This is a genomic window from Marmoricola endophyticus (assembly GCF_014644415.1).
Classification (GTDB): Bacteria; Actinomycetota; Actinomycetes; order Propionibacteriales; family Nocardioidaceae; genus Marmoricola; species Marmoricola endophyticus.
The window spans coordinates 734,366-755,480 of the sequence record NZ_BMKQ01000001.1; the positions used below are offsets into that span (position 1 = coordinate 734,366).

At 67.3% G+C, this 21,115-nt stretch carries 18 protein-coding genes, 4 tRNA genes and 1 pseudogene; 15 read left to right on the forward strand and 8 right to left on the reverse strand.

Annotated features, from left to right (window positions below; genetic code table 11):
- Positions 1-2: 2 nt before the first annotated feature.
- The 3 genes from IEX42_RS03625 to thrS all read right to left on the reverse strand — a co-directional run bounded on the left by IEX42_RS03625 (position 3) and on the right by thrS (position 5,078).
- The gene (locus tag IEX42_RS03625) at positions 3-1,691 is read right to left on the reverse strand and encodes an FAD-dependent oxidoreductase (RefSeq protein WP_188778308.1); all 1,689 of its coding nucleotides are present in this window, start codon (positions 1,689-1,691) and stop codon (positions 3-5) included.
- 9 nt (positions 1,692-1,700) lie between these two features.
- Entirely contained in the window at positions 1,701-2,750 is a 1,050-nt protein-coding gene (locus IEX42_RS03630) for an AurF N-oxygenase family protein (RefSeq protein WP_188778310.1), read from the reverse strand.
- A 336-nt stretch (positions 2,751-3,086) separates the two neighbouring features.
- Complete coding sequence (gene thrS / locus IEX42_RS03635; protein ID WP_188778312.1) at positions 3,087-5,078, reverse strand: threonine--tRNA ligase; 1,992 nt, start codon at positions 5,076-5,078, stop codon at positions 3,087-3,089.
- A gap of 130 nt (positions 5,079-5,208) precedes the next feature.
- Here thrS and IEX42_RS03640 point away from each other — a divergent pair.
- The 5 genes from IEX42_RS03640 (at position 5,209) to IEX42_RS03660 (ending at position 6,433) form a co-directional block, all read left to right on the forward strand.
- Positions 5,209-5,280: transfer RNA gene (locus IEX42_RS03640), tRNA-Val, on the forward strand.
- Between the two features lie 330 nt (positions 5,281-5,610).
- Entirely contained in the window at positions 5,611-6,051 is a 441-nt protein-coding gene (locus IEX42_RS03645) for an SsgA family sporulation/cell division regulator (RefSeq protein WP_188778314.1), read from the forward strand.
- A gap of 104 nt (positions 6,052-6,155) precedes the next feature.
- Positions 6,156-6,228, forward strand: a tRNA-Gly gene (locus IEX42_RS03650).
- A 21-nt stretch (positions 6,229-6,249) separates the two neighbouring features.
- Positions 6,250-6,320: transfer RNA gene (locus IEX42_RS03655), tRNA-Cys, on the forward strand.
- 38 nt (positions 6,321-6,358) lie between these two features.
- A tRNA-Val gene (locus tag IEX42_RS03660) sits at positions 6,359-6,433 on the forward strand.
- 429 nt (positions 6,434-6,862) lie between these two features.
- Here IEX42_RS03660 and IEX42_RS18050 read toward each other — a convergent pair.
- The 3 genes and pseudogenes from IEX42_RS18050 to IEX42_RS03670 form a co-directional block, all read right to left on the reverse strand.
- Complete coding sequence (locus IEX42_RS18050; RefSeq protein ID WP_229660570.1) at positions 6,863-7,477, reverse strand: hypothetical protein; 615 nt, start codon at positions 7,475-7,477, stop codon at positions 6,863-6,865.
- A 342-nt stretch (positions 7,478-7,819) separates the two neighbouring features.
- Positions 7,820-7,957, reverse strand: a pseudogene (locus tag IEX42_RS18320) (DUF4236 domain-containing protein); the annotation flags it as partial.
- A 15-nt stretch (positions 7,958-7,972) separates the two neighbouring features.
- Positions 7,973-8,998 carry a PASTA domain-containing protein gene (locus IEX42_RS03670; RefSeq protein WP_188778318.1) on the reverse strand — a complete coding sequence of 342 codons (1,026 nt, stop codon included), beginning with the start codon at positions 8,996-8,998 and terminating at the stop codon, positions 7,973-7,975.
- Positions 8,999-9,320: 322 nt separating this feature from the next.
- Between IEX42_RS03670 and IEX42_RS03675 the strand changes: the two genes are divergently transcribed.
- From IEX42_RS03675 to IEX42_RS03690, 4 genes are all read left to right on the forward strand, one after another.
- Positions 9,321-9,641, forward strand: coding sequence for a nucleotide pyrophosphohydrolase (locus IEX42_RS03675; RefSeq protein ID WP_188778319.1), 321 nt, complete (start codon positions 9,321-9,323; stop codon positions 9,639-9,641).
- A complete protein-coding gene (locus IEX42_RS03680; protein WP_188778321.1) occupies positions 9,628-11,361 on the forward strand; it encodes a DUF2075 domain-containing protein in 1,734 nt (577 codons plus the stop codon). Before IEX42_RS03675 ends, IEX42_RS03680 begins: the two co-directional genes overlap by 14 nt.
- Before the next feature lie 582 nt (positions 11,362-11,943).
- On the forward strand, positions 11,944-12,387 hold the full coding sequence (locus IEX42_RS03685; protein WP_188778323.1) for a helix-turn-helix domain-containing protein: 444 nt from the start codon (positions 11,944-11,946) through the stop codon (positions 12,385-12,387).
- Complete coding sequence (locus IEX42_RS03690; protein WP_188778325.1) at positions 12,384-12,731, forward strand: HepT-like ribonuclease domain-containing protein; 348 nt, start codon at positions 12,384-12,386, stop codon at positions 12,729-12,731. Before IEX42_RS03685 ends, IEX42_RS03690 begins: the two co-directional genes overlap by 4 nt.
- A gap of 21 nt (positions 12,732-12,752) precedes the next feature.
- Here IEX42_RS03690 and IEX42_RS03695 read toward each other — a convergent pair whose 3' ends face one another.
- Positions 12,753-13,325 carry a DUF7255 family protein gene (locus tag IEX42_RS03695; protein ID WP_188778327.1) on the reverse strand — a complete coding sequence of 191 codons (573 nt, stop codon included), beginning with the start codon at positions 13,323-13,325 and terminating at the stop codon, positions 12,753-12,755.
- 253 nt (positions 13,326-13,578) lie between these two features.
- On the opposite strand from IEX42_RS03695, the gene mobF reads away from it, so the two are divergent.
- The 6 genes from mobF to IEX42_RS03715 all read left to right on the forward strand — a co-directional run bounded on the left by mobF (position 13,579) and on the right by IEX42_RS03715 (position 17,891).
- Positions 13,579-15,447, forward strand: a complete 1,869-nt coding sequence (gene mobF, locus IEX42_RS03700; RefSeq protein WP_229660571.1) for a MobF family relaxase — start codon at positions 13,579-13,581, stop codon at positions 15,445-15,447.
- A gap of 63 nt (positions 15,448-15,510) precedes the next feature.
- Positions 15,511-16,311 carry a hypothetical protein gene (locus IEX42_RS18055; RefSeq protein ID WP_229660572.1) on the forward strand — a complete coding sequence of 267 codons (801 nt, stop codon included), beginning with the start codon at positions 15,511-15,513 and terminating at the stop codon, positions 16,309-16,311.
- A gap of 131 nt (positions 16,312-16,442) precedes the next feature.
- A complete protein-coding gene (locus IEX42_RS03705) occupies positions 16,443-16,679 on the forward strand; it encodes a helix-turn-helix domain-containing protein (RefSeq protein WP_188778328.1) in 237 nt (78 codons plus the stop codon).
- On the forward strand, positions 16,679-16,885 hold the full coding sequence (locus tag IEX42_RS03710; RefSeq protein ID WP_188778330.1) for an excisionase family DNA-binding protein: 207 nt from the start codon (positions 16,679-16,681) through the stop codon (positions 16,883-16,885). The genes IEX42_RS03705 and IEX42_RS03710 overlap by 1 nt, the downstream gene beginning before the upstream one ends.
- 286 nt (positions 16,886-17,171) lie before the next feature.
- Positions 17,172-17,300: a hypothetical protein gene (locus IEX42_RS18240; protein ID WP_268236425.1), complete on the forward strand. Its 129-nt coding sequence runs from the start codon at positions 17,172-17,174 to the stop codon at positions 17,298-17,300.
- A 60-nt stretch (positions 17,301-17,360) separates the two neighbouring features.
- Positions 17,361-17,891, forward strand: a complete 531-nt coding sequence (locus IEX42_RS03715; RefSeq protein ID WP_188778332.1) for a hypothetical protein — start codon at positions 17,361-17,363, stop codon at positions 17,889-17,891.
- A 1,456-nt stretch (positions 17,892-19,347) separates the two neighbouring features.
- On the opposite strand, the gene IEX42_RS03720 is transcribed toward IEX42_RS03715, so the two are convergent.
- Complete coding sequence (locus IEX42_RS03720; protein WP_188778334.1) at positions 19,348-20,646, reverse strand: hypothetical protein; 1,299 nt, start codon at positions 20,644-20,646, stop codon at positions 19,348-19,350.
- Positions 20,647-21,115 lie beyond the last annotated feature (469 nt).

Consider the following 21,115-nt stretch of genomic DNA (forward strand, 5'->3'; position numbering starts at 1 on the left):
GGTCATCGCGAGCCCGCTCGGGCCCTGCGGGCAGCGTACCCGCGCCGTCGCGCGGCGGGGCCCGCCGACGCCGACGCCGCTGCCGTCGCCAGCATCTCCTCGACGTCGAGGAGCTTCGTGCGCTCCCGCCCCGCGTCCGAGCCACGTCGGCGCTCCTCGGCCTCGATCGCCCGCCAGCCGGCGCGGTCGACGACGCGGACACCGCGCTCGTCGAGCAGCTCTCGCAGGCTCTCGCGGGGTTCGGGCGCCGGGGCCACCGCGTCGACGTCGAGGTCGTCGAGGATCCGCGCGACGGTCTCCTGCGCGTCAGCCTTGTTGGACCCGATGAAGCCGGTCGGCCCGCGCTTGACCCAGCCGGCGACGTACGTCCCCGGGCGGACCCGGCCGCGGTCGCTGGGCACGGTGCCGGTCGCCTCGTCGTACGGCAGGTCGGTGACGGGTCGTCCGTGGTAGCCGACCGCGCGCAGCACCAGGCCGGCCTCGATGGTCTCGGTCTCCCCGGTCGGCTCGGCGCGCACGACACCGTCGGTCTCGACCAGCCGAGTCCGGGCGACCTCGACCCCGGCGACGCGGTCGTCGCCGAGCAGCCGGGACGGTGAGGCCAGGAAGCGCAGCGTGAGCGTACGGGCGTCGGGCGCGGCCGACGTGATCGTCTCCAGCTCGGCCAGCAGCCGCGAGCGCGGGTCGTCCCCGAGCTCGGCACCGCCGAGGTCGAGCCGCAGCCGGATGCCGCCCTCGCGGGCGAGCCCGACCAGCCCGACGAGCTCGGGCACGGTGAAAGCTGCCTCGGCCGGGCCGCGCCGGCCCAGCACGACGACCTCCCGCAGCGTCGAGCGGGAGAGGACGTCGTACGCCGTGCGGGAGACGTCGGTGGCCTCCAGCCGCTGCGGCGGCTGGCAGAGCACCCGGGCGACGTCGAGGGCGACGTTGCCGTTGCCGATGACCACCGCGCGCTCGTGGCCCAGGTCCACGTCGAGGTCCTGGTGGTCGGGGTGGCCGTTGTACCAGGCGACGAGCTCGGTCGCGGGCAGCGAGCCGGGCAGGTCCTCCCCCTCGATCCCGAGCCGCCGGTCGGACGCCGCACCGACGGCGTACACGACCCCGTCGTAGTGCCGCGCCAGCTCGGCGAGCGTCACGTCGCGGCCGACCTCGACGCCGAGGAGGTAGCCGAAGCCCTGCTCCCGCTCGACGGCGGCGAACAGCTTCTGCGCCGCCTTCGTGTGCGGGTGGTCGGGGGCGACGCCGGCGCGGAGCAGGCCGTACGGCGTGGGCAGCCGGTCGAGGACGTCGACGCTGAAGCCGGGCTGCTTGAGCAGCTCGTCGGCGACGTACATCCCGGCCGGGCCCGCGCCGACCACCGCGAAGCGGGCCGGGCGCGGGCGGCGCAGCGTGCGCTGCGCGGGTACGACCGCCAGGGGCGTGCGCGGGCGGTGCGGGAAGGCGTCGTAGTACTCCGCGGCCAGCGCCCGGAACGGCTCCTGCTCCGGCGTCAGCTTGGTGTGCGGCACCACCGCGTCCACCGGGCACGCCGTCGCGCACGCCCCGCAGTCGACGCACGAGGCGGCGTCGACGTACACCATCTCGGCGGTGGCGAAGCCGGGCTCACCGGGAGCCGGGTGGATGCAGTTGACCGGGCAGGCGACGACGCAGGAGGCGTCGGCGCAGCAGGACTGCGTGACGACGTACGGCACGAGGAGCGCTCAGGCCGCGGCGGACGCCGGCTCGCTGCGGAAGCGCGAGGAGCGGCCGTCGATCTTCATGGCGCGCCAGACCTTCCGCGACGTGCGGTTCATCAGGCCGCACTCCTCGGCGAGCATCCGGACGTCACCGAACAGGTCGCGCAGGAACTTCTGCGACCTCGGGGAGTCCCAGAACGCCTCCTTCATGGTGGCGTCCGGGATGCCCATGGCGGCCTGCGCCTGCTTGCTGGGGACGAGGATCTCGTCGCACAGCACCCGCATGATGACCGGCACGGCGACCGAGATCAGGGCCCGCTCGCGGCGGCTCAGCCGCGACGCGTTGTGCTGGAGGAACTCGTGGGCGAAGCCGATGTGGCGGGCCTCCTCCGCCACGTGGATCTGCATGATCCGGCGCAGCAGCGGGTGCATGTCCTCACCGGCGCGCAGCACCGACTTCTGGACGTGGTCGATCGGCTCCTCGCCGGCGAGGACGCCGAAGAAGAAGCCGTACGGCACCCAGCGCGCGGCCAGCGGCAGGAACGGCGCGGCGTTGCGGAACAGCCAGCGGCCGCCGGTGACGTGCTGGCCGGAGCGGTTCACGAACTCCTGGAACATCTGGGTGTGGTGGCACTCCTCGGTCGCCTCGTGGGTGCCGTAGCGGAACTCCGGCGACCCGTTGGGCAGCGAGAAGGCGTGGTTCATCAGGCCGCTGATGAGGATCTGCTCGAACTGCAGGCCGACCTTGACGATCTGGGCCTGGCGGTAGATCCCGACGCGGATCTGCTCGTCCTTCGGCAGCGACTGGTACCAGTCCGTCGCGCCGAGGATGTCGACCGCCGGGAGCACCCAGCGCTCGTCGGTGTGGTCGATCGCGTAGTCCGGGTCGTCCCAGGCGATGTCGACGAAGGCGTCGAAGTGCTGGTGCACCGAGGCCTCCGAGAGCGTCTGCAGACGCTCCTCGTACGACTTGTTCGCCACCGAGCGGGCGACGGACTCCTCGATCCGGGCGAGCTCGGCCTCGAGCTCCTCGTTGCTGACGGTCGTGCTGGTCGGCTCCTGGGTCGCGGTCATCGCGGTCCACCTCACCTGAGTGTGACGTCGTGTAACGGACACTCGGGAGGTTACTGCGACACCACGTCACGGTGTCAAGGGGTACACGCGACATGACGTCACGAAAACTTCTCCGCCGCGCCGACGGGACCGATCGACTCTCGCTCCAGGGGTCTCGACGCGCTCGCTGGCGCTCGCTGCTCGACCACCGGTGGTCGAGCCCAACGGGTGGTCGAGCCCAACGGGTGGTCGAGCCCAACGGGTGGTCGAGCCCAACGGGTGGTCGAGCCCGACGCGAGCCCTGCGAGCGAGGACGTCGAGACCACCACCCACCGCGGCGCCGGCCTCGGCCCCGACTCACACCTGCGCGCGGGACTCCACGGCGGCGACGACCCGCTCGACGGCGTCGTCCACCGAGACGCCGTTGTCCTGGTGCCCGTCGCGGTAGCGGAACGACACCGCCCCGGCCTCGACGTCCTGGTCGCCGGCGATGACCATGAACGGGACCTTCTGCAGCTGGGCGTTGCGGATCTTCTTCTGCATCCGGTCGTCGGACTCGTCGACCTCGACGCGTACGCCTCGCTCGCGCAGGCGGCGCGCGACGTCGTACAGGTAGTCGGCGTGCCGCTCGGCGATCGGGATGCCGACGACCTGCACGGGAGCGAGCCAGGGCGGGAAGGCGCCGGCGTAGTGCTCGACCAGCACGCCGATGAACCGCTCGATCGAGCCGAACTTCGCGGAGTGGATCATCACCGGCTGCTGCCGGCTGCCGTCGGCGGCGCTGTACTCCAGCGCGAACCGGTCGGGCGAGGGCTGGTTGAAGTCGTACTGGATGGTCGACATCTGCCAGGTGCGCCCGATCGCGTCGCGGGCCTGGACGCTGATCTTGGGGCCGTAGTACGCCGCCCCGCCCGGGTCCGGGACGAGCTCGAGGCCGGAGTCGGTGGCGACCCTCTCCAGCACGGCGGTCGCCTCGGCCCACTCCTCGTCGGAGCCGATGAACTTGTCCGGCTTCGCGTCGTCACGCGTGGACAGCTCGAGGTAGTAGTCGTCGAGCCCGAAGTCGCGCAGCAGCCCGAGGATGAAGTCGAGCAGGTGCTGGATCTCGCCGGGCGCCTGCTCCTTGGTGACGTAGGAGTGCGAGTCGTCCTGGGCGAAGCCGCGCACGCGGGTCAGCCCGTGGATGACGCCGGACTTCTCGTGGCGGTAGACGTGCCCGAACTCGAACAGGCGCAGCGGCAGCTCGCGGTACGAGCGCTGGCGCGAGCGGTAGATGAGGTTGTGCATCGGGCAGTTCATGGCCTTGAGGCGGTAGTCCATGCCGTCGACGTCGAGCGCAGGGAACATCCCCTCGCCGTAGTACGGCAGGTGCCCGGAGGTGTAGTAGAGGCCCTCCTTGGCGATGTGCGGGGTGCCGACGTACTCGAAGCCCTCCTCGATGTGACGCTGGCGCACGTAGTCCTCCATCACCCGCTTGAGCACGCCGCCCTTGGGGTGGAAGACCGGCAGGCCGGAGCCGATCTCGTCGGGGAAGCTGAACAGGTCGAGGTCGCGCCCGAGCTTGCGGTGGTCGCGCCGCTCGGCCTCCTCGAGGCGGTGCAGGTGGTCGGCCAGCGCCTCCTTGGACTCCCAGGCGGTGCCGTAGATCCGCTGCAGCTGCCTGTTCTTCTCGTCGCCTCGCCAGTACGCCGCGGCGCTGCGCATCAGCTTGAAGGCCGGGATCCGCTTGGTCGTCGGCAGGTGCGGGCCGCGGCACAGGTCGCTCCACGCGACCTCGCCGTCACGGCGGACGTTGTCGTAGATGGTCAGCTGGCCGCCGCCGACCTCGACCGCCGCGCCGTCGGTGTCCTCGGCGCCCGCGCCGCCCTTGAGGCCAATGAGCTCGATCTTGTACGGCTCGTCGGCCAGCTCGTCGATCGCCTGGGCGTCCGTCGTGACGCGACGGGAGAACCGCTGGCCCTCCTTGATGATCTTGCGCATCCGGGTCTCGATCTTGTCGAGGTCCTCGGGGACGAACGGCGTCTCGACGTCGAAGTCGTAGTAGAAGCCGTCCGTAATCGGTGGGCCGATGCCCAGCCGCGCCTGGGGGAACAGGTCCTGCACGGCCTGCGCCATCACGTGAGCGGTGGAGTGTCGCAGGATGTCGTGCCCGTCGGGGCTGTCGATGCGGACCGGCTCGACCGCGTCCGCGGCGACCAAGTCGTACGAGAGGTCGCGCAGCACTCCCCCGACCCGTGCGGCGATCACGTCGGGGTCGTCGCGGAAGAGCTCCCAGGCCTTTGTCCCCGTCTCGACGGTGCGCTCATCGCCATCGACGTGCACGGTCAGGGACGAGGACGGGTCGGACACGATTCGCCTCTTTCGTAGGGCTCGGGCCTGGCGGGACGCCCGCGATGCTATCGACGTACGTCGACCCGGGCCCACCGAGTTGCCTCGATGTGAGAGGCAGCCGCTTCGTGCGCTAGTGTGACCGCGCTCCGGGCGATTGGCGCAGTGGTAGCGCGCTTCGTTCACACCGAAGAGGTCACTGGTTCGAACCCAGTATCGCCCACCGGAGTTCGGCCGGTTCCCGTCGTGGGGAGCCGGCCGAACGCATGTCCGCGCCGGGTTGGACCAGGGTTCATCTCTGTCACCCATGGTGACTCGTGGTGCTCGTGTGACGATCAAACGATCACGCACGACGTGACACATGAGGCCAGTGGGACTGGATTCTGAATTGTCCGTTTTGAAATGTCTGTTTTCGGCTGTCCGGTCGGCCAAGAATGACCGAACGGTCATTGTTGGGCGATTCGCGATCGTGACAGCGTGTCGCTCGTGCCCCATCCAGCGCGGCACGCGGAGACGAACCGCTGACACCACAAGACCTTGGAGGGCCGGCCCGGTGAACCTTGACGCCAGCACCCAACCGATCATCGAGGCGGTCTGCCTCGACCTCCTCGGCGATGCCGGTCACGAGGGGCAGCTCGATGCCGAGCTCCGCTACGACGGCCGCGACCCGTACGCGATGAGCGTAGTGTTCTCGACCACGCCGACGGTGACGTGGACGTTCGGCCGCGACCTCCTCCTCAAGGGCCTGTACGAGCCTTGCGGCGAGGGCGACGTCCAGGTGTGGCCCGGCGTCACCCGCGACGGCACCGCCGTCGTCCTCATGGAGTTCAGCTCCCCCGACGGCCGCGTCGTCACCCAGGTCGAGCTGCGCTCGTGCCACCAGTTCGTACGACGGATGCTGGACGCCGTCCCCGAGGGCACCGAGGCCGACCACGTCGACCTGGACGCCATCCTCGAGGAGCTGCGCGGAGGCTCCACCGACCTCTCGGTCTGAACCAGCCGAGGGTCGCCCCGACGGGCCTCACCACCCCGAGTTTGTGCTCGGGCCGAGGTCCGATATGGTTCACACCGCACTCACCGAGAGATCGGGAGTCGCAAGCGGACGTAGCTCAGTTGGTAGAGCGCAACCTTGCCAAGGTTGAGGTCGCGAGTTCGAGCCTCGTCGTCCGCTCGGAGAATGCCAAGCCTCCACGGTGGGTTGGCCGAGAGGCGAGGCAACGGACTGCAAATCCGTCAACACGGGTTCGAATCCCGTACCCACCTCGACCGGCCGACCACCAGGTTGGCGCGGTGCTCGACCCGGGCGATTGGCGCAGTGGTAGCGCGCTTCCTTGACACGGAAGAGGTCACTGGTTCAAACCCAGTATCGCCCACCACGTTTCCGCAGGTCAGAGGCGGTTTTCTGAAGCCGGAGCCTCGGCGAGGAACATACGAGGAACAAGAGACGGCCAGTTTTGGCTTGTTGCGTCCTCATCAGTTGGAGTTGTCGACCCGGCTGCGGCTAGAACGTCGCTACTGCAGTCGTGCGCGGCGCGGAATGCCGTGCACAGTTCAAGTCGCCCTGTCGGCATTTCCCTGATGCGGCTCAACCATCGACTTTCACGCGCAGGCCGCGGCAAGAGCCGTGGCCGAACCGTCACGCGGAAGCAAAGAGCTCGCCGGCATCAGCTACGACGGTCGACCGCCAAGCTCAAACGCCCAAGAACTCTGCTGCACGCGACAGGGCCTAGGCATGGCCCTCGGGCCTCGGAGCGTGCCCGAGCCGGTGCGGCCGTCAGAGCATCGCGGTATCTCGTTGCCGCGCTCTAGCCCTCGCTGAAGTCGACAACGCTTAGGACCTTCTTGATGTCGGGGTGCTTGTCGGCGGGAATTGGCTGCAAGGCCCGTGTGACGCCCTTCTCGATGAAGACTGCGTCGCTGAGGCTCTGCACAGCGGCGTCGGCCGCATCCACGTGCGACCACGGGATCGCCGCAAGCGCTTCCCTCGAGCAGGTAGCGGCCAGCAGTGCCTCGGGCCGGCCCTTCGTAGCATCGGACGACGATCTCAACGCGACGATGCGCGCTGACTTCAGGCCGGGTGCGACCGCGAACGCCTCGCGCAGAGTGACGAGCACATGACCGAACACCAGCTGCTTGTACGTCTTCGCAGTCTCGGTCTTCGTCATCTTCTTCAGCGACAGGTTCCCGCTCTTGGTGAGGCCGGGCCGCCGTTCTGGGATAGTGCTCAGCGAAGGAACGACCACCACGAGCGATACCTCCGCGCCATCGACACCGAGGGGTGCAGCAGCCGCCTCGTTATCGGCAAACGCGACGATGAGGGCTTGCAGCACCTCCTCGGGCACACATCGCAGAAGTTGGTCCCACCGCTTATCGAGGGCAGCCTGCTGCCGTTCCTGTTGGCGAGCCAGATCAGCACCCATGCCGTCAGCCTCTGAGCGAACTAGCTGGTCTGCCTTCGCTAGTGCTGCTCGCCGCGCAGATCGGTCGAAGACGCTGGTCGCACGCCGGGCTGCGGTGCGATGAAATCTGCGGAGTTGAGCGAGTGGCGGACTCGGCGGACGGTCTGCGACGGGCGGCCGAGCGTCGGGAAACGTCTCGCGGTGAATATTTGCGATGGCGTCGAATGCTTGCTGAAGCCGTTGCGCCTCGACGGCCTTGTCGACGCTGGACGAGCTACGTGCTGTCTCAGCAAGATGGCGGTTCGTGGCTCCTGTGCTGTGTGTACGCCCCTGACCGGCGCCGAGGCTGGTGTAGAAGCCCACCGGTCCGACCCCAGTCGACACTCCCGTACGACCGGCACCGACATGGATGCGCGCCGCTCTGGGGCCGAGACTGGTCCTCACTCCGCGGCTCGAGGCTCGGACGCGGACGCCGGGGGCAACCTTTATCGAAAATCCCATTGCTCCGGATTTCTCCTAGTCCTCGCACGCGACGCCGTCGCCGTCGTTGTCGAGCTCGTAGGGGTCGGAGCCACTGATGATGACGGGGCCGTCGACGTATCCGGGCCCATCGCCGGATCCGCCGGCGCAGTCGTAATCGGACATCGGGGTGAGGCACGGGTCGTACCCGGTCGTGCAGTTCTGAGCCGGCGGTTGTGGCTTCGGTTTGGGTACGACCACATCGGCAACGACGAGCTTCACGACAGATCCTGGAAGCGCCCGGTCCGTCGAGCTGGGGACTTGGCTCAGCACGCGCCTGTCCTGACCAGACGTACGCCGAGCCGTCACGACGCGAACCCGGAAGCCGGCCGCACGGAGCGACGCTCTCGCCTGCTGGCCCAACTCCCCCACCACCGCCGGGACAAGTGGCAAAGGCGCGGCCAGCACTAGAGCGACCCCAGTCTTCAGCGCGAGGGACGCCCCCGGCTCTGCGCCCTGCCGCAAAACCGTGCCGCGCGGCTCCGCCGACGGCACCCGGCGGACACTCGCGACGGTCAAGCCAGCCTTTTCCAGTTCGCGACTCGCTCGAGCACGACTGGCTCCCACGACATCCGGAACCACCGCTTTCGGGACCACCGTGGGACTGGACGTTGCGGTTGAATCAGAAATTGTCTCGGCCTCGACACGGTCGGCGCCATCGTCAGCAGCATCGGGAGAAAGAAGAGCCGCTCCGATCACCAGCACCAGAGTCGCCGCCGTCACGGTGACCCGTGTGCCGGTCGACAGCCGAGGGCGGCGCCACAACCCGATCAGGCCTACCGGCAGACAGATCACCAGGGTCGGGATGATGAACCACCACGCCTGCCACCACGGCACGCCCGGGTCACCACCACGGCTTGCGACATCAGGACTAGCGACGGCGCTCGGCGCGCCCCACCAGGTTGGCTTGGGCAGGACGAACTCGCTCCATGCCTGACCGTTCCAGTAGCGCAGCTGATTGCCGTCGGCAGGATCAATCCACCATCCGGCTCGTGGGCCGGGCCGGCTCGCGTTGTCGTTCATTGGCACCTTCGCAGCTATGCCCTCATCAAATGTGAGCGCCTGACGTCAGTTCCGGTGGCGCTGAGAGCGCGGCCAGTATCAGCCCACCAAGGCTCTCCTGGTTGGAAAACGGCAAGACGCAGCCGATTTCCGCAGCGGATCGAAACCGCTAACTGCAATGGCATGGGAGCGGAGAGCAGCTGCGAGATCTTTCCGAGCGGGGCGCGACGGAACCGAGCCCGACACGCTGGCGCCAACCCTTGAGAGCGATTGCCGAGAAGCCATTGCAAGCCTCCGCACGCGACTCACAATGAGAGCCGCGCATGGCAACTAGGGTTCGAGCATGCAGGGATCGAGGATCAGCGACGCGCTTGCCGAGTTCGTCGACGAGCGCGAGTGGGCTCAGTTCCACACTCCCGGCAACCTCGCCAAGAGCATCGTCATCGAGGCTGGTGAGCTGTTGGAGTGCTTCCAATGGAGCGACTCCGCTGAGGAGAGCGCTGTTCGTGACGAGCTGGCAGACGTCTTGACCTACTGCCACCTTCTCGCGGCTCGACTCGATCTCGACGCCGACCAGATCGTGCTCGACAAGCTGGAGAAGACGCGGGAGAAGTACCCGGTCGACCGCGCCCGTGGTCGGAGCACGAAGTATGACCAGCTTTGAGATCGAGGAGTTCGTGCTCACCAGGCGCGAGCTCGATGCGTGGTCGAGTGGCGACCCCAGGTTCCGCAACTGGCCGGTCGTGTACCTGCTGGACAACCGAGCCGAGATCTACGTAGGCGAGTCCCTCAACACCGCAGCGCGAATCCGACAGCACCTCGAGTCACCCGGCAAGCAGTCACTCCGCGCCGCCCGAGTGATCATCGACCCCACGTTCAACAAGTCAGTCTGCCTCGACCTTGAGTCGTACCTCATCCGACTGTTCGCAGGCGACGGCAAGTACCAAGTGCTCAATCGCAACGACGGCGTCACCAACGCCGACTACTACCGTCGTGCGGACTACCAAGAAACGTTCGACGAGGTCTTCGACGCGCTGCGCGAGCGAGGGGCCTTCATGCGGCCGATCCGGGACATCGAGAACTCCGACCTCTTCAAGCTGTCCCCGTTTAAGGCGCTGTCGCAAGACCAGGCGATCGCCGTCGAAGACATCCTCGAGGGCCTCTTCGACGACATCAGCGGCCGCCGCGACAGCCGCATCGTCATCCAAGGTGACCCTGGAACCGGCAAGACCGTCGTCGCGGTCTACCTGATGAAGTTGCTGCAAGACATCAAGCACGCGGACCTGACGGAGCCGTCCGATGGCGAGTCCGTGCTGTCAGAGTTCTTCGTCGAGGGATACCCAGAGCTACTCCGTGACTTCCGCATCGGACTCGTGATCCCGCAGCAGTCGCTGCGCAAGTCCATCGAGAACGTCTTCAAGAAGACCCCTGGCCTCGACCCGGCGATGGTGCTCACCCCCTACGAAGTCGGCCGCGACGCGGGCCGATTCAGCCTGCTCATCGTGGACGAGACCCACCGTCTGAACCAGCGATCGAATCAGCCCTCTGGGCCGATGAACGCTCGGTTCCGGACGATCAACGAGCAGCTCTTCGGCGAGGACGACCTCAGCAAGACGCAGCTTGACTGGGTCATCGCCAAGAGTGATCACCAGATCTTCTTACTCGATTCAGCGCAGAGCGTTCGCCCGCACGACGTCAGCGAGCAGACCCTTGCGGCGCTTCTCCCTCGGGAGGATGAGCAACGCCGCCGCTACCGTCTCGCTTCGCAGATGCGTGTGCAGGGCGGCGCTGACTACGTGACCTACATCCGCAACGTGCTGGCGGACTCCTCTCCCCCGCCGCAGCCCTTCGACGGCTACGACCTCCGGATGTACGACGACCTCAGCGAGATGTATGACGCGATCCTGGAGCGAGATGCCGAGGTTGGACTGGCACGACTGGTCGCCGGCTACGCCTGGCAGTGGCGCAGCCGCAGGGACAAGAACGCCTACGACATCGTCCTCGACGGGCTGCGGCTGCGCTGGAACGTGGCCGATATCGACTGGATCAACTCCCCTGGTTCGATCAACGAGGTGGGGTCGATCCACACCATCCAGGGGTACGACCTCAACTACGCCGGCGTCATCATCGGCCGCGACCTTCGCTACGACCGCCAGGCCCGGCAGATCGTCTTCGACCGCAACCACTACTTCGACAAGAAGGGCATGGAGAACAACCGCGCCCGCGGCATCACCTACACCGACGAAGACATCCTGCGCTTCGTCCGCAACATCTACCGGGTGCTCCTGACCCGCGGCATGCTCGGCACCTACGTCTACGTGTGCGACCCCGACCTGCGCGAGCACCTACGGCCGTACCTGGCTCAGCAGCCGTCGACCACCTGAATGCCAACAGTCACCAGCGCGACGGATGAACGTCTCCAAGACCGCCGCCGCGCGCAGCGCGCCACTTCCCCGGAGGCCTTCCGCTCCCTTCCGGCTGCCGTCACCGGCACAAGAACAGACGATCATGACGTGCAGGCGAGAGGCATCCACCTTCAGAACACCATCGAGTCCCGAGGCGAGGACCGTCGCTACAGCTCACGAAGCGCCTCGAACCTCTCGTACGGCAGCAGACGCCGCATCCAGGCTGATCCCGGTCCCGGTGGGCGCCTCTTACGTCGCCACGTACTCCGCGACACCAGCCACTCGCACAGCATCGCTGAGGCAACCGACCACGTACGTGGACAGTGACTGACCGTTGGCCTTCGCTGCCCCGCTCAACGCCGCATAGACGTGGCCGGGGACGTCGCGAACACAGATCCGCTTCACAGCGCCACTTTGTCGCCATGCTGTGCATTGGGGCAATACCGTTCCGGGGCAGACAAGCAACCCGCTTCACTCGCCGTGAAGACGGGTGGGTCTGATCGCGCCACCGACGCCGATCTTGGCATATCGGTACCGATATCTCGCCCGTACGATGTCCGCATGGATCTACGCGCTGCCCGGCGAGCGACCGGGATGACACAGGCGCAGCTGGCGCGCGCCGCGAAGGTCCCGCAGCCGAACCTGTCGGCGTACGAGAACGGTCGGCGCACGCCCTCCCCAGATGTCCTTGCACGTCTCACACGAGCCCTTGCTGGTCGGCCGTCGGAGCGAATCGACATTCATCGAGAGGCGATCCGGCAGCTCGCAGCCCGCCACCACGCCTCTCACCCCCGCCTGTTTGGATCGGTGGCGCGCGGCGATGACGAGCCGGGTTCCGATGTCGACGTCCTGGTCGACTTCACCGACGACGCCTCGCTGCTAGACGAGGTTGGGCTGCGTCTTGCGCTCAGCGAGCTGCTGCAGATCGAGGTCGACGTCGTAGCGTCCGACGGTCTACGCGGAAACTTCCGCGACCGCGTGCTGGCTGAGGCAGTCCCGGTGTGACGACCGAGAAGGCGCGCGAGGCAGCCGAGCGCGTGGTCGAGGTGTGCGACGTGCTTGCCGACATCATCGGGCCAAGCCTGACCGCTTTCGAGTCCGACGTCCGCACCCAGTGGGCCGTCGAGATGGGACTGATCCGGATCGGCGAGGCCGTCAATCGCATCCCCGATCACGTGCTCACCCAGTTCCCTGACCAGCCGTGGCGAGAGATCGTTTCGATGAGAAATTTCGCCGCCCACCAATACGACGACCTCGTCCCGCGGCGGGTGTGGCGCACCGTCACGCAGGACGTCCCGGCCCTCCGTCGCTACTTGGCCGACACCGTTCTCCCCCGACTCGGGGACTGACCGGGGTCGACAAGAGAAGGTCTAGAGAGCCTTGAGGCTGTCTCGCACGCGTTCGTAAGCAGCGACCCCATCTCGGTCCGGAGCAGCGACACGGATCACCGGAGGCAGCTCCATCGACGGAGTCACGAGGTCGCGAAGCGCATCGTTGTACGCCCGCTGTCGCGGACGACCACCGGGCCCAAATCCGGCTGCCGCCTTGTGCGCAAAGTCGCGATCGGCCTTCGCCGCTAAGCCTCGGCAGAGGTCTCGATACTCCTCGATGTCGAAACCCAAGCGCGCTCCGCTCGGGTAGAGATCGAGCGTCTTCAGCCGATGAGAGGTGAAGTGCTGACGCTCGTCCACCTCGATGAAGGTGCCAGTCGGAGCGTGCACGAAGTCGCCCGACAACCTTCGCATCGGCTTACTCGCAAGCTCATCCGGTTGCCCGCCCAGAGCCTCGAAGATGTTTGCCAGCACCTCCTTGACGTGACTGAAATCGTCGGCAATCCCGAGGTGCCCCCGACCGTTCAGCCAGGGGACACTCGCAGCCGTCAGAGCGACTCCGTCAGCCGCAGCCGCCGCGGCGAACGCGTTCTGGCACTCTCGAACCGGCATCTACCCCCTCCACCTCGTCGTCATGACATGAGCATGTCACCGACTGATGGATTCAGCTTCTCGACCGAGGCACCACTGACGAGCGATGACGAGTCCGCGCTCTCCGAGCTCCAGAAAGACTTGACAGCCTTCAGACCGAGCGGCACGCATGCTACGAAGTTCCGTAGATCAAGCAGCACGGCCCGTCCCTCCCGGACGGGCCGATCGTCGTTTTCGAGCCCAGTGACGACCAGTGACGAGGCGGTGGGCAGCCATGCACGGCGGGGTGAAGTTCTACCGCGGAGCGGCCGGCGCCGCGCGCTCCTACGTCGAGGCCGACCGCTCCCGCGTCGACGACTACTACCTCGCCGAGGGCACCGGGCTCGCCACCCACTACTTCGCCTCGCCGACGACCGCGCCGTCCACGACGGGCGTACCTCCCCGGGAACCCCACTCCCCCGGCGTGACCAGACGGGGGACCCTCGACGGCGACGCCTACGAACGCTGGGTCGGCGGCTACGACGTCGACACCGGGGAGGCGAAGGGCCGGCTGCGCACCGACGAGAACGGTCTGCGGTTCGTTGAGGTCGTCGTCAACGGACCCAAGACCTGGTCGCTCGCCGCCGCCGTCCATCCCGCGATCGCCGCGGCGTACGACGCCGCTCAGGAGCGCGCCGCCGTCGAGATCATCGGCTGGCTCGCCGACCACGCCACCACGCGGGTCGGCCCGCGCGGCCGACAGGTGCAGGTGCCCGTCGAGCAGATCGACGCCGCCGTCGTCCGGCACCACACCTCACGCGCCGGCGACCCGCACCGACACCTCCACCTGCAGATCAACGCCCGCGTGTTCGCACACGGCCGGTGGCGCGGACTGCACTCCGTTGGCGTCGTCGACAGCATCGAAGCGCTCAACGGAATCGGCCACGCCGCCGTCGCCTGCGACCCCGAGTTCCGCCGCACCCTCGCCGCGTACGGCTACACCCTCGACAGCGAGTCCGGCGAGATCGCCGAGCTTGCGCCGTACGCTCCCCGCTTCAGCGCCCGCGCCGCGCAGATCAACCGCAACGTCGACGCCTACGAGGCGGCCTGGCGCGCCGCCCACCCCGGCACCGAGCCGGGCCCGACCCAGCGACGCAGCTGGGACCGCCGCGCGTGGGCCGACGCCCGCCCCGACAAGGTCGTCCCCCGCGACGGCACCGACCTCACCAGCCGGTGGCTCGAGGAGCTGCACGAGCTCGGCTTCGCTGCCCCGCCGCCCTCGCCCGACGCCGGGTCGCCGCCCGCGACTCCCATCGGTCGGATCAACCGCGACAACGTCGTCCAGCTCGCGCTCGTCCGCCTCGGCGCCCGACGCTCAGCCTGGAACGCCGCCGACCTGCGCGGCGAGTGCGAGCGCATCGTCGCCGACGCCGGCGTGATCGCCGAGGGCCCCGTACGCCGCGAGCTGCTCGAGGACCTCACCGCTCGCGCCGTCTCCGCATCGCAACCACTGCTGCAGCGCGACGACGTGCCCGAGCACCTCCGCGCGCTCACTTCCCGCGACGTCCTCGCCGTCGAGGCCGACATCGTCGAGCGACTCGCTACGCGCGCCGAGCACTCCGGCGGACGCGAACCGCTCGGCTCCTCCGCCTCGCTACGACACCTCGACGCCTCGCAGCGCGACGTCGTCAGCGCGATCCTCAGCGACGCGCGACTCGTCGTCGTCGAAGGCGCGGCCGGCACCGGCAAGACCACCACGCTCGCCGCAACCAGCGAATGTCTCCACGCCACCGGACACCGGCTCGTGGTCGCCACTCCGACGCTGAAGGCGGCGAAGGTCGCGCAGCAGCAGATCGGTGACGACGCGTTCTCGGCCGCCTGGCTCGTGCACCAGCACGGCTTCCGGTGGGACGCCGACGGCTACTGGGGACGACTCGTCCTCGAGCAGCACCCGCCCCCGGCGCCTCTCGCTCAGCTCCGAGCCGGCGACGTCCTCCTCGTCGACGAAGCCGGCATGCTCGACCAGGACGTCACCCGCGCACTGCTCACCGTCGCCGACGAGGCCGGTGCCCGCCTCGCCCTCGTCGGTGACCGCCACCAGCTGCCCGCCGTCGGACGCGGCGGCGCCTTCGACCTCGCCATCCGCTGGACACCCGACGAGTGACACGTCGAGCTCGACACCGTCCGCCGGTTCACCGACCCCGAGTACGCCGACCTCACCGTCCAGATGCGCGCCGGCGAGGACAGCGCCGACATCTTCGACACGCTGCTCGCACGCGGCGACATCGTCATCCACGCCAGCGAGGTCGAGCGTCTCGCCGCTGTCGCGGAGACCGCCACCGCACCAGCGGATGCCGCTCCCCTACTCATCGCCGACACCCGCGAACAGGTCAGCCTCCTTAACGCCGCGATCCGCGACCGACGACTCAGGGACCTCAGCGCGCCGTCGAACGCACCCGCGAGCACACTCACCACCTCCACTGGTGAGCAGATCAGCAGCGGCGACCGGATCGCGACCCGACGTAACGACCGCGACCTCGGTGTCGCCAACCGCGACACCTGGACCGTGACGGCAGTGCACGGCGACGGCGCCCTCGACGTACGCGGCCGACCTGGCGAGCGGACGCTGCCCGCCGACTACACACACCGCCACGTCGAGCTCGCCTTCGCCACCACCGTGCACGGCGCCCAGGGCGACACCGTCGACAACGCCCACCTGCTCATCGACGAGACCACCGGCGCAGCCTCGGCGTACGTCGGCATGACCCGCGGGCGGCAAACCAACACCGCCCACCTCGTCGCCGAGACCGTGGACGACGCACGCGCTCAGTGGGTCGACATCTTCCATCGCGACCGCGCTGACCTCGGACCCTCCCACGCTGCCGAAGCTGCCCGAGACGCAGTTGAGCGGCTAGGGACACAAGCGAATCCTCTGGAAGCAAAACGAGGAGCCCGGGGCATCCACCGTCGATCGGAAGAGCACGTCCCGTCTCCTGCGTGTCGCCCGCCACGAGGGATCGGCCGATGACAATCCGGCGCGAATTTGTCGGTCGGTGATCGTGTAGGCCGCCCTCGCTCTCTTAGGTAATGAGGACATCGCAAGACATGCACCCGCATGAACAGCCACTTGCAGCCGGTCCTCACGATTGGAGGACACCGATGAACACCCACCCGATCCACGTCCCTGAGGAGTGGCACGACAACGCCCTACTCACGTTCGAGGACTTCTGCACCTTGATCCGCACTCCGCAGCGCACCGTTCGCGACTGGCGCCGCCGCGGCGTCGGCCCCCGCTGGGCCCGCTTCGACGGCACCGGCCGGCTCTACGTGCGCGTCGCGGAGGTCCGACGACTCGTCGCATCCGCTACCCCGACCGTCACGAAGGGAGACCGGTGATGACCCGCAAGCGCGAGCTCCCCATCTACGTCAGCATCGAGGAGGCCGCCGAGATGATGTCGCTGTCCACGCGCACCATCCGGCGCCGCATCAGCGACGGCACCATCCCGGCGTACCAGTGTGGCCGGCGCTCGATCCGGTTGCGACTAGACGATCTCGAGAACGCCTTGCGGCCCATCCCTTCCGCTTGTCCGCGTAGCTGGTGACCTACAGCCGTCCCGGGGTCCCCGTGCAACTCGTCACCAGCGAAGGTGACCCACTCCCCCAGAATGAGGTGGAGCCATGGCCGGGAAGCCAAGATCGGCTTCGGGCTTCCTGCTTGCGTGCCGCCAGCGACGACGATAGAGGCGAGACATACCGACGCCTGAGGAAAGCCGCGGCCCGCGCCTCGAGGCTACCGAGTTCGATGGGGTCGCGCGCGCCGGCGTTCGGCACGGAGCACGAGCTTACGGATGTCCGCAGATACCGACACGCTCGCCCTAACCTCCTGGCGTGGACACCGAGCAGGCCGACGAGCGCGCGCAGCAGTCCCTCGACCAGTGGCTCGCTCGTCCCGGCGAGGATCGCGCCATCGACGTGCTCGGTCACTTGATGACGAACCTGCGCGACCTGACTCGGTGAGCGTCGGCCCAGCCCCCGTTGCAGAACAGCGCCATAACCTTCCCGGCCTACGTCGCGTGTGTGGATTCCTCTTTCACCAATGCCAGGCTGACGGCGGAGTTCTTCCGGAAGATGCCGGGCCAGGACCTCACCGCGCGGGCGTTCGTCCCCGCCTGGCGATGCCCGCCCGACCTCGGCAAGCGCATGGATCGGGTGTGGCCGCTCTCCTTAAAGCAAGTCGTACTCCTGAGCCGTGACCGGATCCCGACCGAGCCGGAGCAACTGACACTGGAAGACTTGTCGTACGGAGGGCTGGGGCGCATCACGCGCGACGCGAACAGAGCCCTCCCATTGCTCATCGAGGCGCACGAACGAGATGGCGGGCAGTACGTTGAGCAGCTCCGTGACACAGCACGGGGAACCTGGTTGCAGGCGCGGGATGAGTTGGCCGCGATGCGGCGTGGGCCACCGAAACCGCTGACCATCGGCCATCGAGTGGTGGTAGCCCGGCACCTCGTTCTCTTTCGTGGTCTGATGACCCTCACGGTGCCTCCAGATCCTCACGGCGACCCGTCGCGAGAAAGCGGGTCCAGGCAGCCTCCTGCTGCCTAGCGTCGCGGTTCCCAGCCCGCAGTTCCTTGCGCCAGTACCGCCAGTGCCGCCAGCGCGAGTCGATGGCCCACCATGGCAAGCACAAGCCCCTTCTCACCCGTGCAGCGCAGATGGTCTCGCGTGTGCGCCACCGGGCGCGCCAGGCCCACCAGGGCAGCGTCACTGGGTGCTCGCGACGCGTGAATCGCCACCGCTTCCACCGGATGTCCATGGCCCACCACGGCGGCGGGTAGCCGTTCACGTTCCGGCTTCCTTGGTCGTCCCACCGGTAGTGCCAGTTCGATCGAAGCGCCCACCATCGTGGTCCCGTCCGTTCAAGGCGGTGCTCCAGGCGCCAGGGGGCCCACCACCTTGCAGGACTGACACGTTGCAGGCGGCCACTTGAGCTCCGGTGCCACCGATGTCCCCGACCGTCCGTGAATATGCCTTCCGCACCGGAACCGGGGATCACCCGGAAGTCTCCCACGTTAAGTCCAGACAGGCCGTTCATAGTCTCCGGAGTAGGGGCGGGTGGAAATCTCATGCGTGACCAGCCGATCTCCGCGTTGCGCAGGATCGCAGGCGCGTCCACTCGGACTTGCACGTCGTACAGGACTTCGTCCGTCGCGTTCTCGATGTAGAGAACCAGGGTCGCCATGGCGGACGAGCCGAGCGAGTCCTTGTCTGCCTCGATCCAGCAACGAAACCCCCGGACCTCGGTCCGCGCTCGTTCAAGTTTGTCACTGCGCAGGGCCAGTAAGGCTGCCCATAGTGCACCAACGGTGCCCAACGCCGCGAAAACTTCCGCGCAGGCGGTAATCCAGTCTGTTGTTGTTGGCTCCAATCCCGACTTTCCTTCCGGCTTGCGCTTCGGTCCAGAAGATACAGCGGTCGAACTGGTATCGCTGGCACCTCACCAACCGTCATCGATAGGGAACGGCAACACACCGCTCGGCTGCCGGACCGAGGTCCGCGCAACCCGCAGCGATCGTCAGTTTCCGAACGCTCGCGAGCAGCACCACACCGGCCGCGATCGGACCCGACCCCGCGGGGGCACGCTGTCCCGCTGGAATGCCGGGGGAGTCACGCAACGGCGTGACGCCGAAATCCTTTTTGCCGGCGTGCGGGGGAGCTTGAGCTAATCAGGTACTGACCTCGTCAGCACAACGAGCAGCGGATGGCCTCGATTACCGCCCTGCGCGATTGAGTCACCCTCACTGCGGCCGCCCGAAGTACATTCATTGAGTGCCCCGGCCCTTCCCGCGTGACGGTCAGCACCCGCGGTCTGCTCGGCCAGGCGTCCCGGCCAGATCTCGTTGAACTAAGAGTCGGCCTTGGGGGAGTCGCCGCCCCCCATATCTAGGTGTCCGGAGAACCGGGTCAGGCTCCCCTCGAAAGAACAGAGCTCACGCACGAACACTGAGGGCTCCTCGTCGCCTGAGCCACCGGTGTATCTCTCCAAAACGTCGCCCGAGTCCTACCTCTGAGTGGCCTTGCGCAGAGAAAACCGCTTCCGTTCCTTGAGCGATATGGCTCGGTGTCCACGCTTGAAAGCATGGACTTGGAAGTGCGGGTACGGGCCGAACCGCGCGGCCGCTTCTTCAATCGGTGCTGAGGCAGGCACGGACAGGGCTGAGACGACCTCGGCCCGGACCGCATCCGGCAGCTCGGCTGCGGTCCAGGCGTTCGGAACTAGACGCTCTAGGTGACGAAGTGCATTGATAGTTGCACTGGCTACCAGCGCATGTGTCGCCGGTTCGCGATGAGCACCAACTACCTCGTCCACCACTTGTTCAAGCCGGGCACGTCGGGCCAGCTCGCGTATGTGCTCCCAGATCTGGGTGTACTTCGCGCCTGGTGCACTCAGTATGAGCAAGACCCCTCCCGGAACCAGAGATCGAGCCAGAACCTCCACGTCAGGCTTGAGCATCTGCAGCATCTCTTCGTTTGTAATGAAGTTGGCCACGACGATGAGGTCGTACGCCGACGGCGGAGCAGCCTTCGCTGCCAACGCCTTCGCGACCTGACGATCAGACACAGCGAACCACGCGTCGAAGTCCACGAAGCCGTCACCATCTTCGGCCCAGGTTGATTCCAACATGCGATCCAGATGTCGGTCTCGCGTCTGGTTGTGCAATTCGCGCGGATTGAAGCCGCGCAGATCGTTGTAGGTGACGTCGAAGAAGCGGTCTCTGCGCACATAGGGACGCTCGGCGCCGCTTCGAGCGACTAGTAGCAGCTCCTCGGATAGACGGTGAATCATCTGTCGCCAAGCCGGGCCGCGATCGAGCGTATGCACCTCGACAGAATCAGAACTATGGAAGCCAGCCGTCTGTCGCTGCGTCCACGCGCCGAGGGCAGCGAAGTAGTCCACAGTCGCGTAACCCGCCGGCGCGGGACCAGAACCCACCTCGAGCATCTGAAGTCGGCGCGCAGGTTTTGCTATGGGTAGGGCTCCACGCTCGAAGAGCATGTCTAGCGCTTGCGTGACGCGGTGATATCGATCCACTTCGTGCCACAGTGCGTAGGCAAGTGTTTGGTCAAACTCTTTGAAGTCGAGCTCATCACACCTGCTCAAAGTCAATCCAAGTTGAGCGATGACACGCTTGGCGGCACCCACGTTCTCACCTACTGCGCGGACGATCAGGCGCGTCACAGCCTCGCAGAAGTGCGCGCTATCGGAGTTCGTGTCTCGTCGGTACGCGAGCCATTCATCCGCAGCCTGGAGTTCCCACTGACGCGCGGTGACGGGGCGACCACCCAGCTCACTCACCATCTAGGAAGGCTAACGGCAGCCGATCGCCATCTGATGCGTTGTTGTGCCAGGACGGCTGTAACCGCATCGCGTTGAGCCCACCTCGGAGCCTGCGTTATGCCGCCGCCTGGCGGCGCGGGATCAACGCCCGGGACGGCCTCCACGCTCTGTTCCTCGCGGCGCTCCGCAGCAGGTCACTGCGTGACACGGCTTCGTAGAGATTCGGGGCCCACCGTTCGATCACGGCTTCTCGTCGCACGGTGAGCTGGACGTCAACCTTTGGCATCGAGCTCATCGCCTGTGCGTTACGGGCCGGCTGCGACGTACACGCCGCCCCGCGAGGTGGCCGGGGCGGCGGATCGTTCTCCGCTTGCCTCGCATCAACTCTCAAGTGTTTTGCGCCTTCCCCGCGGCACTGCGGGGCAAGCATCACCGCCGGGACCCCTGTCTCGCCCCTTGGGGATTCTAGACGAACAGACCCCCTCCCCCA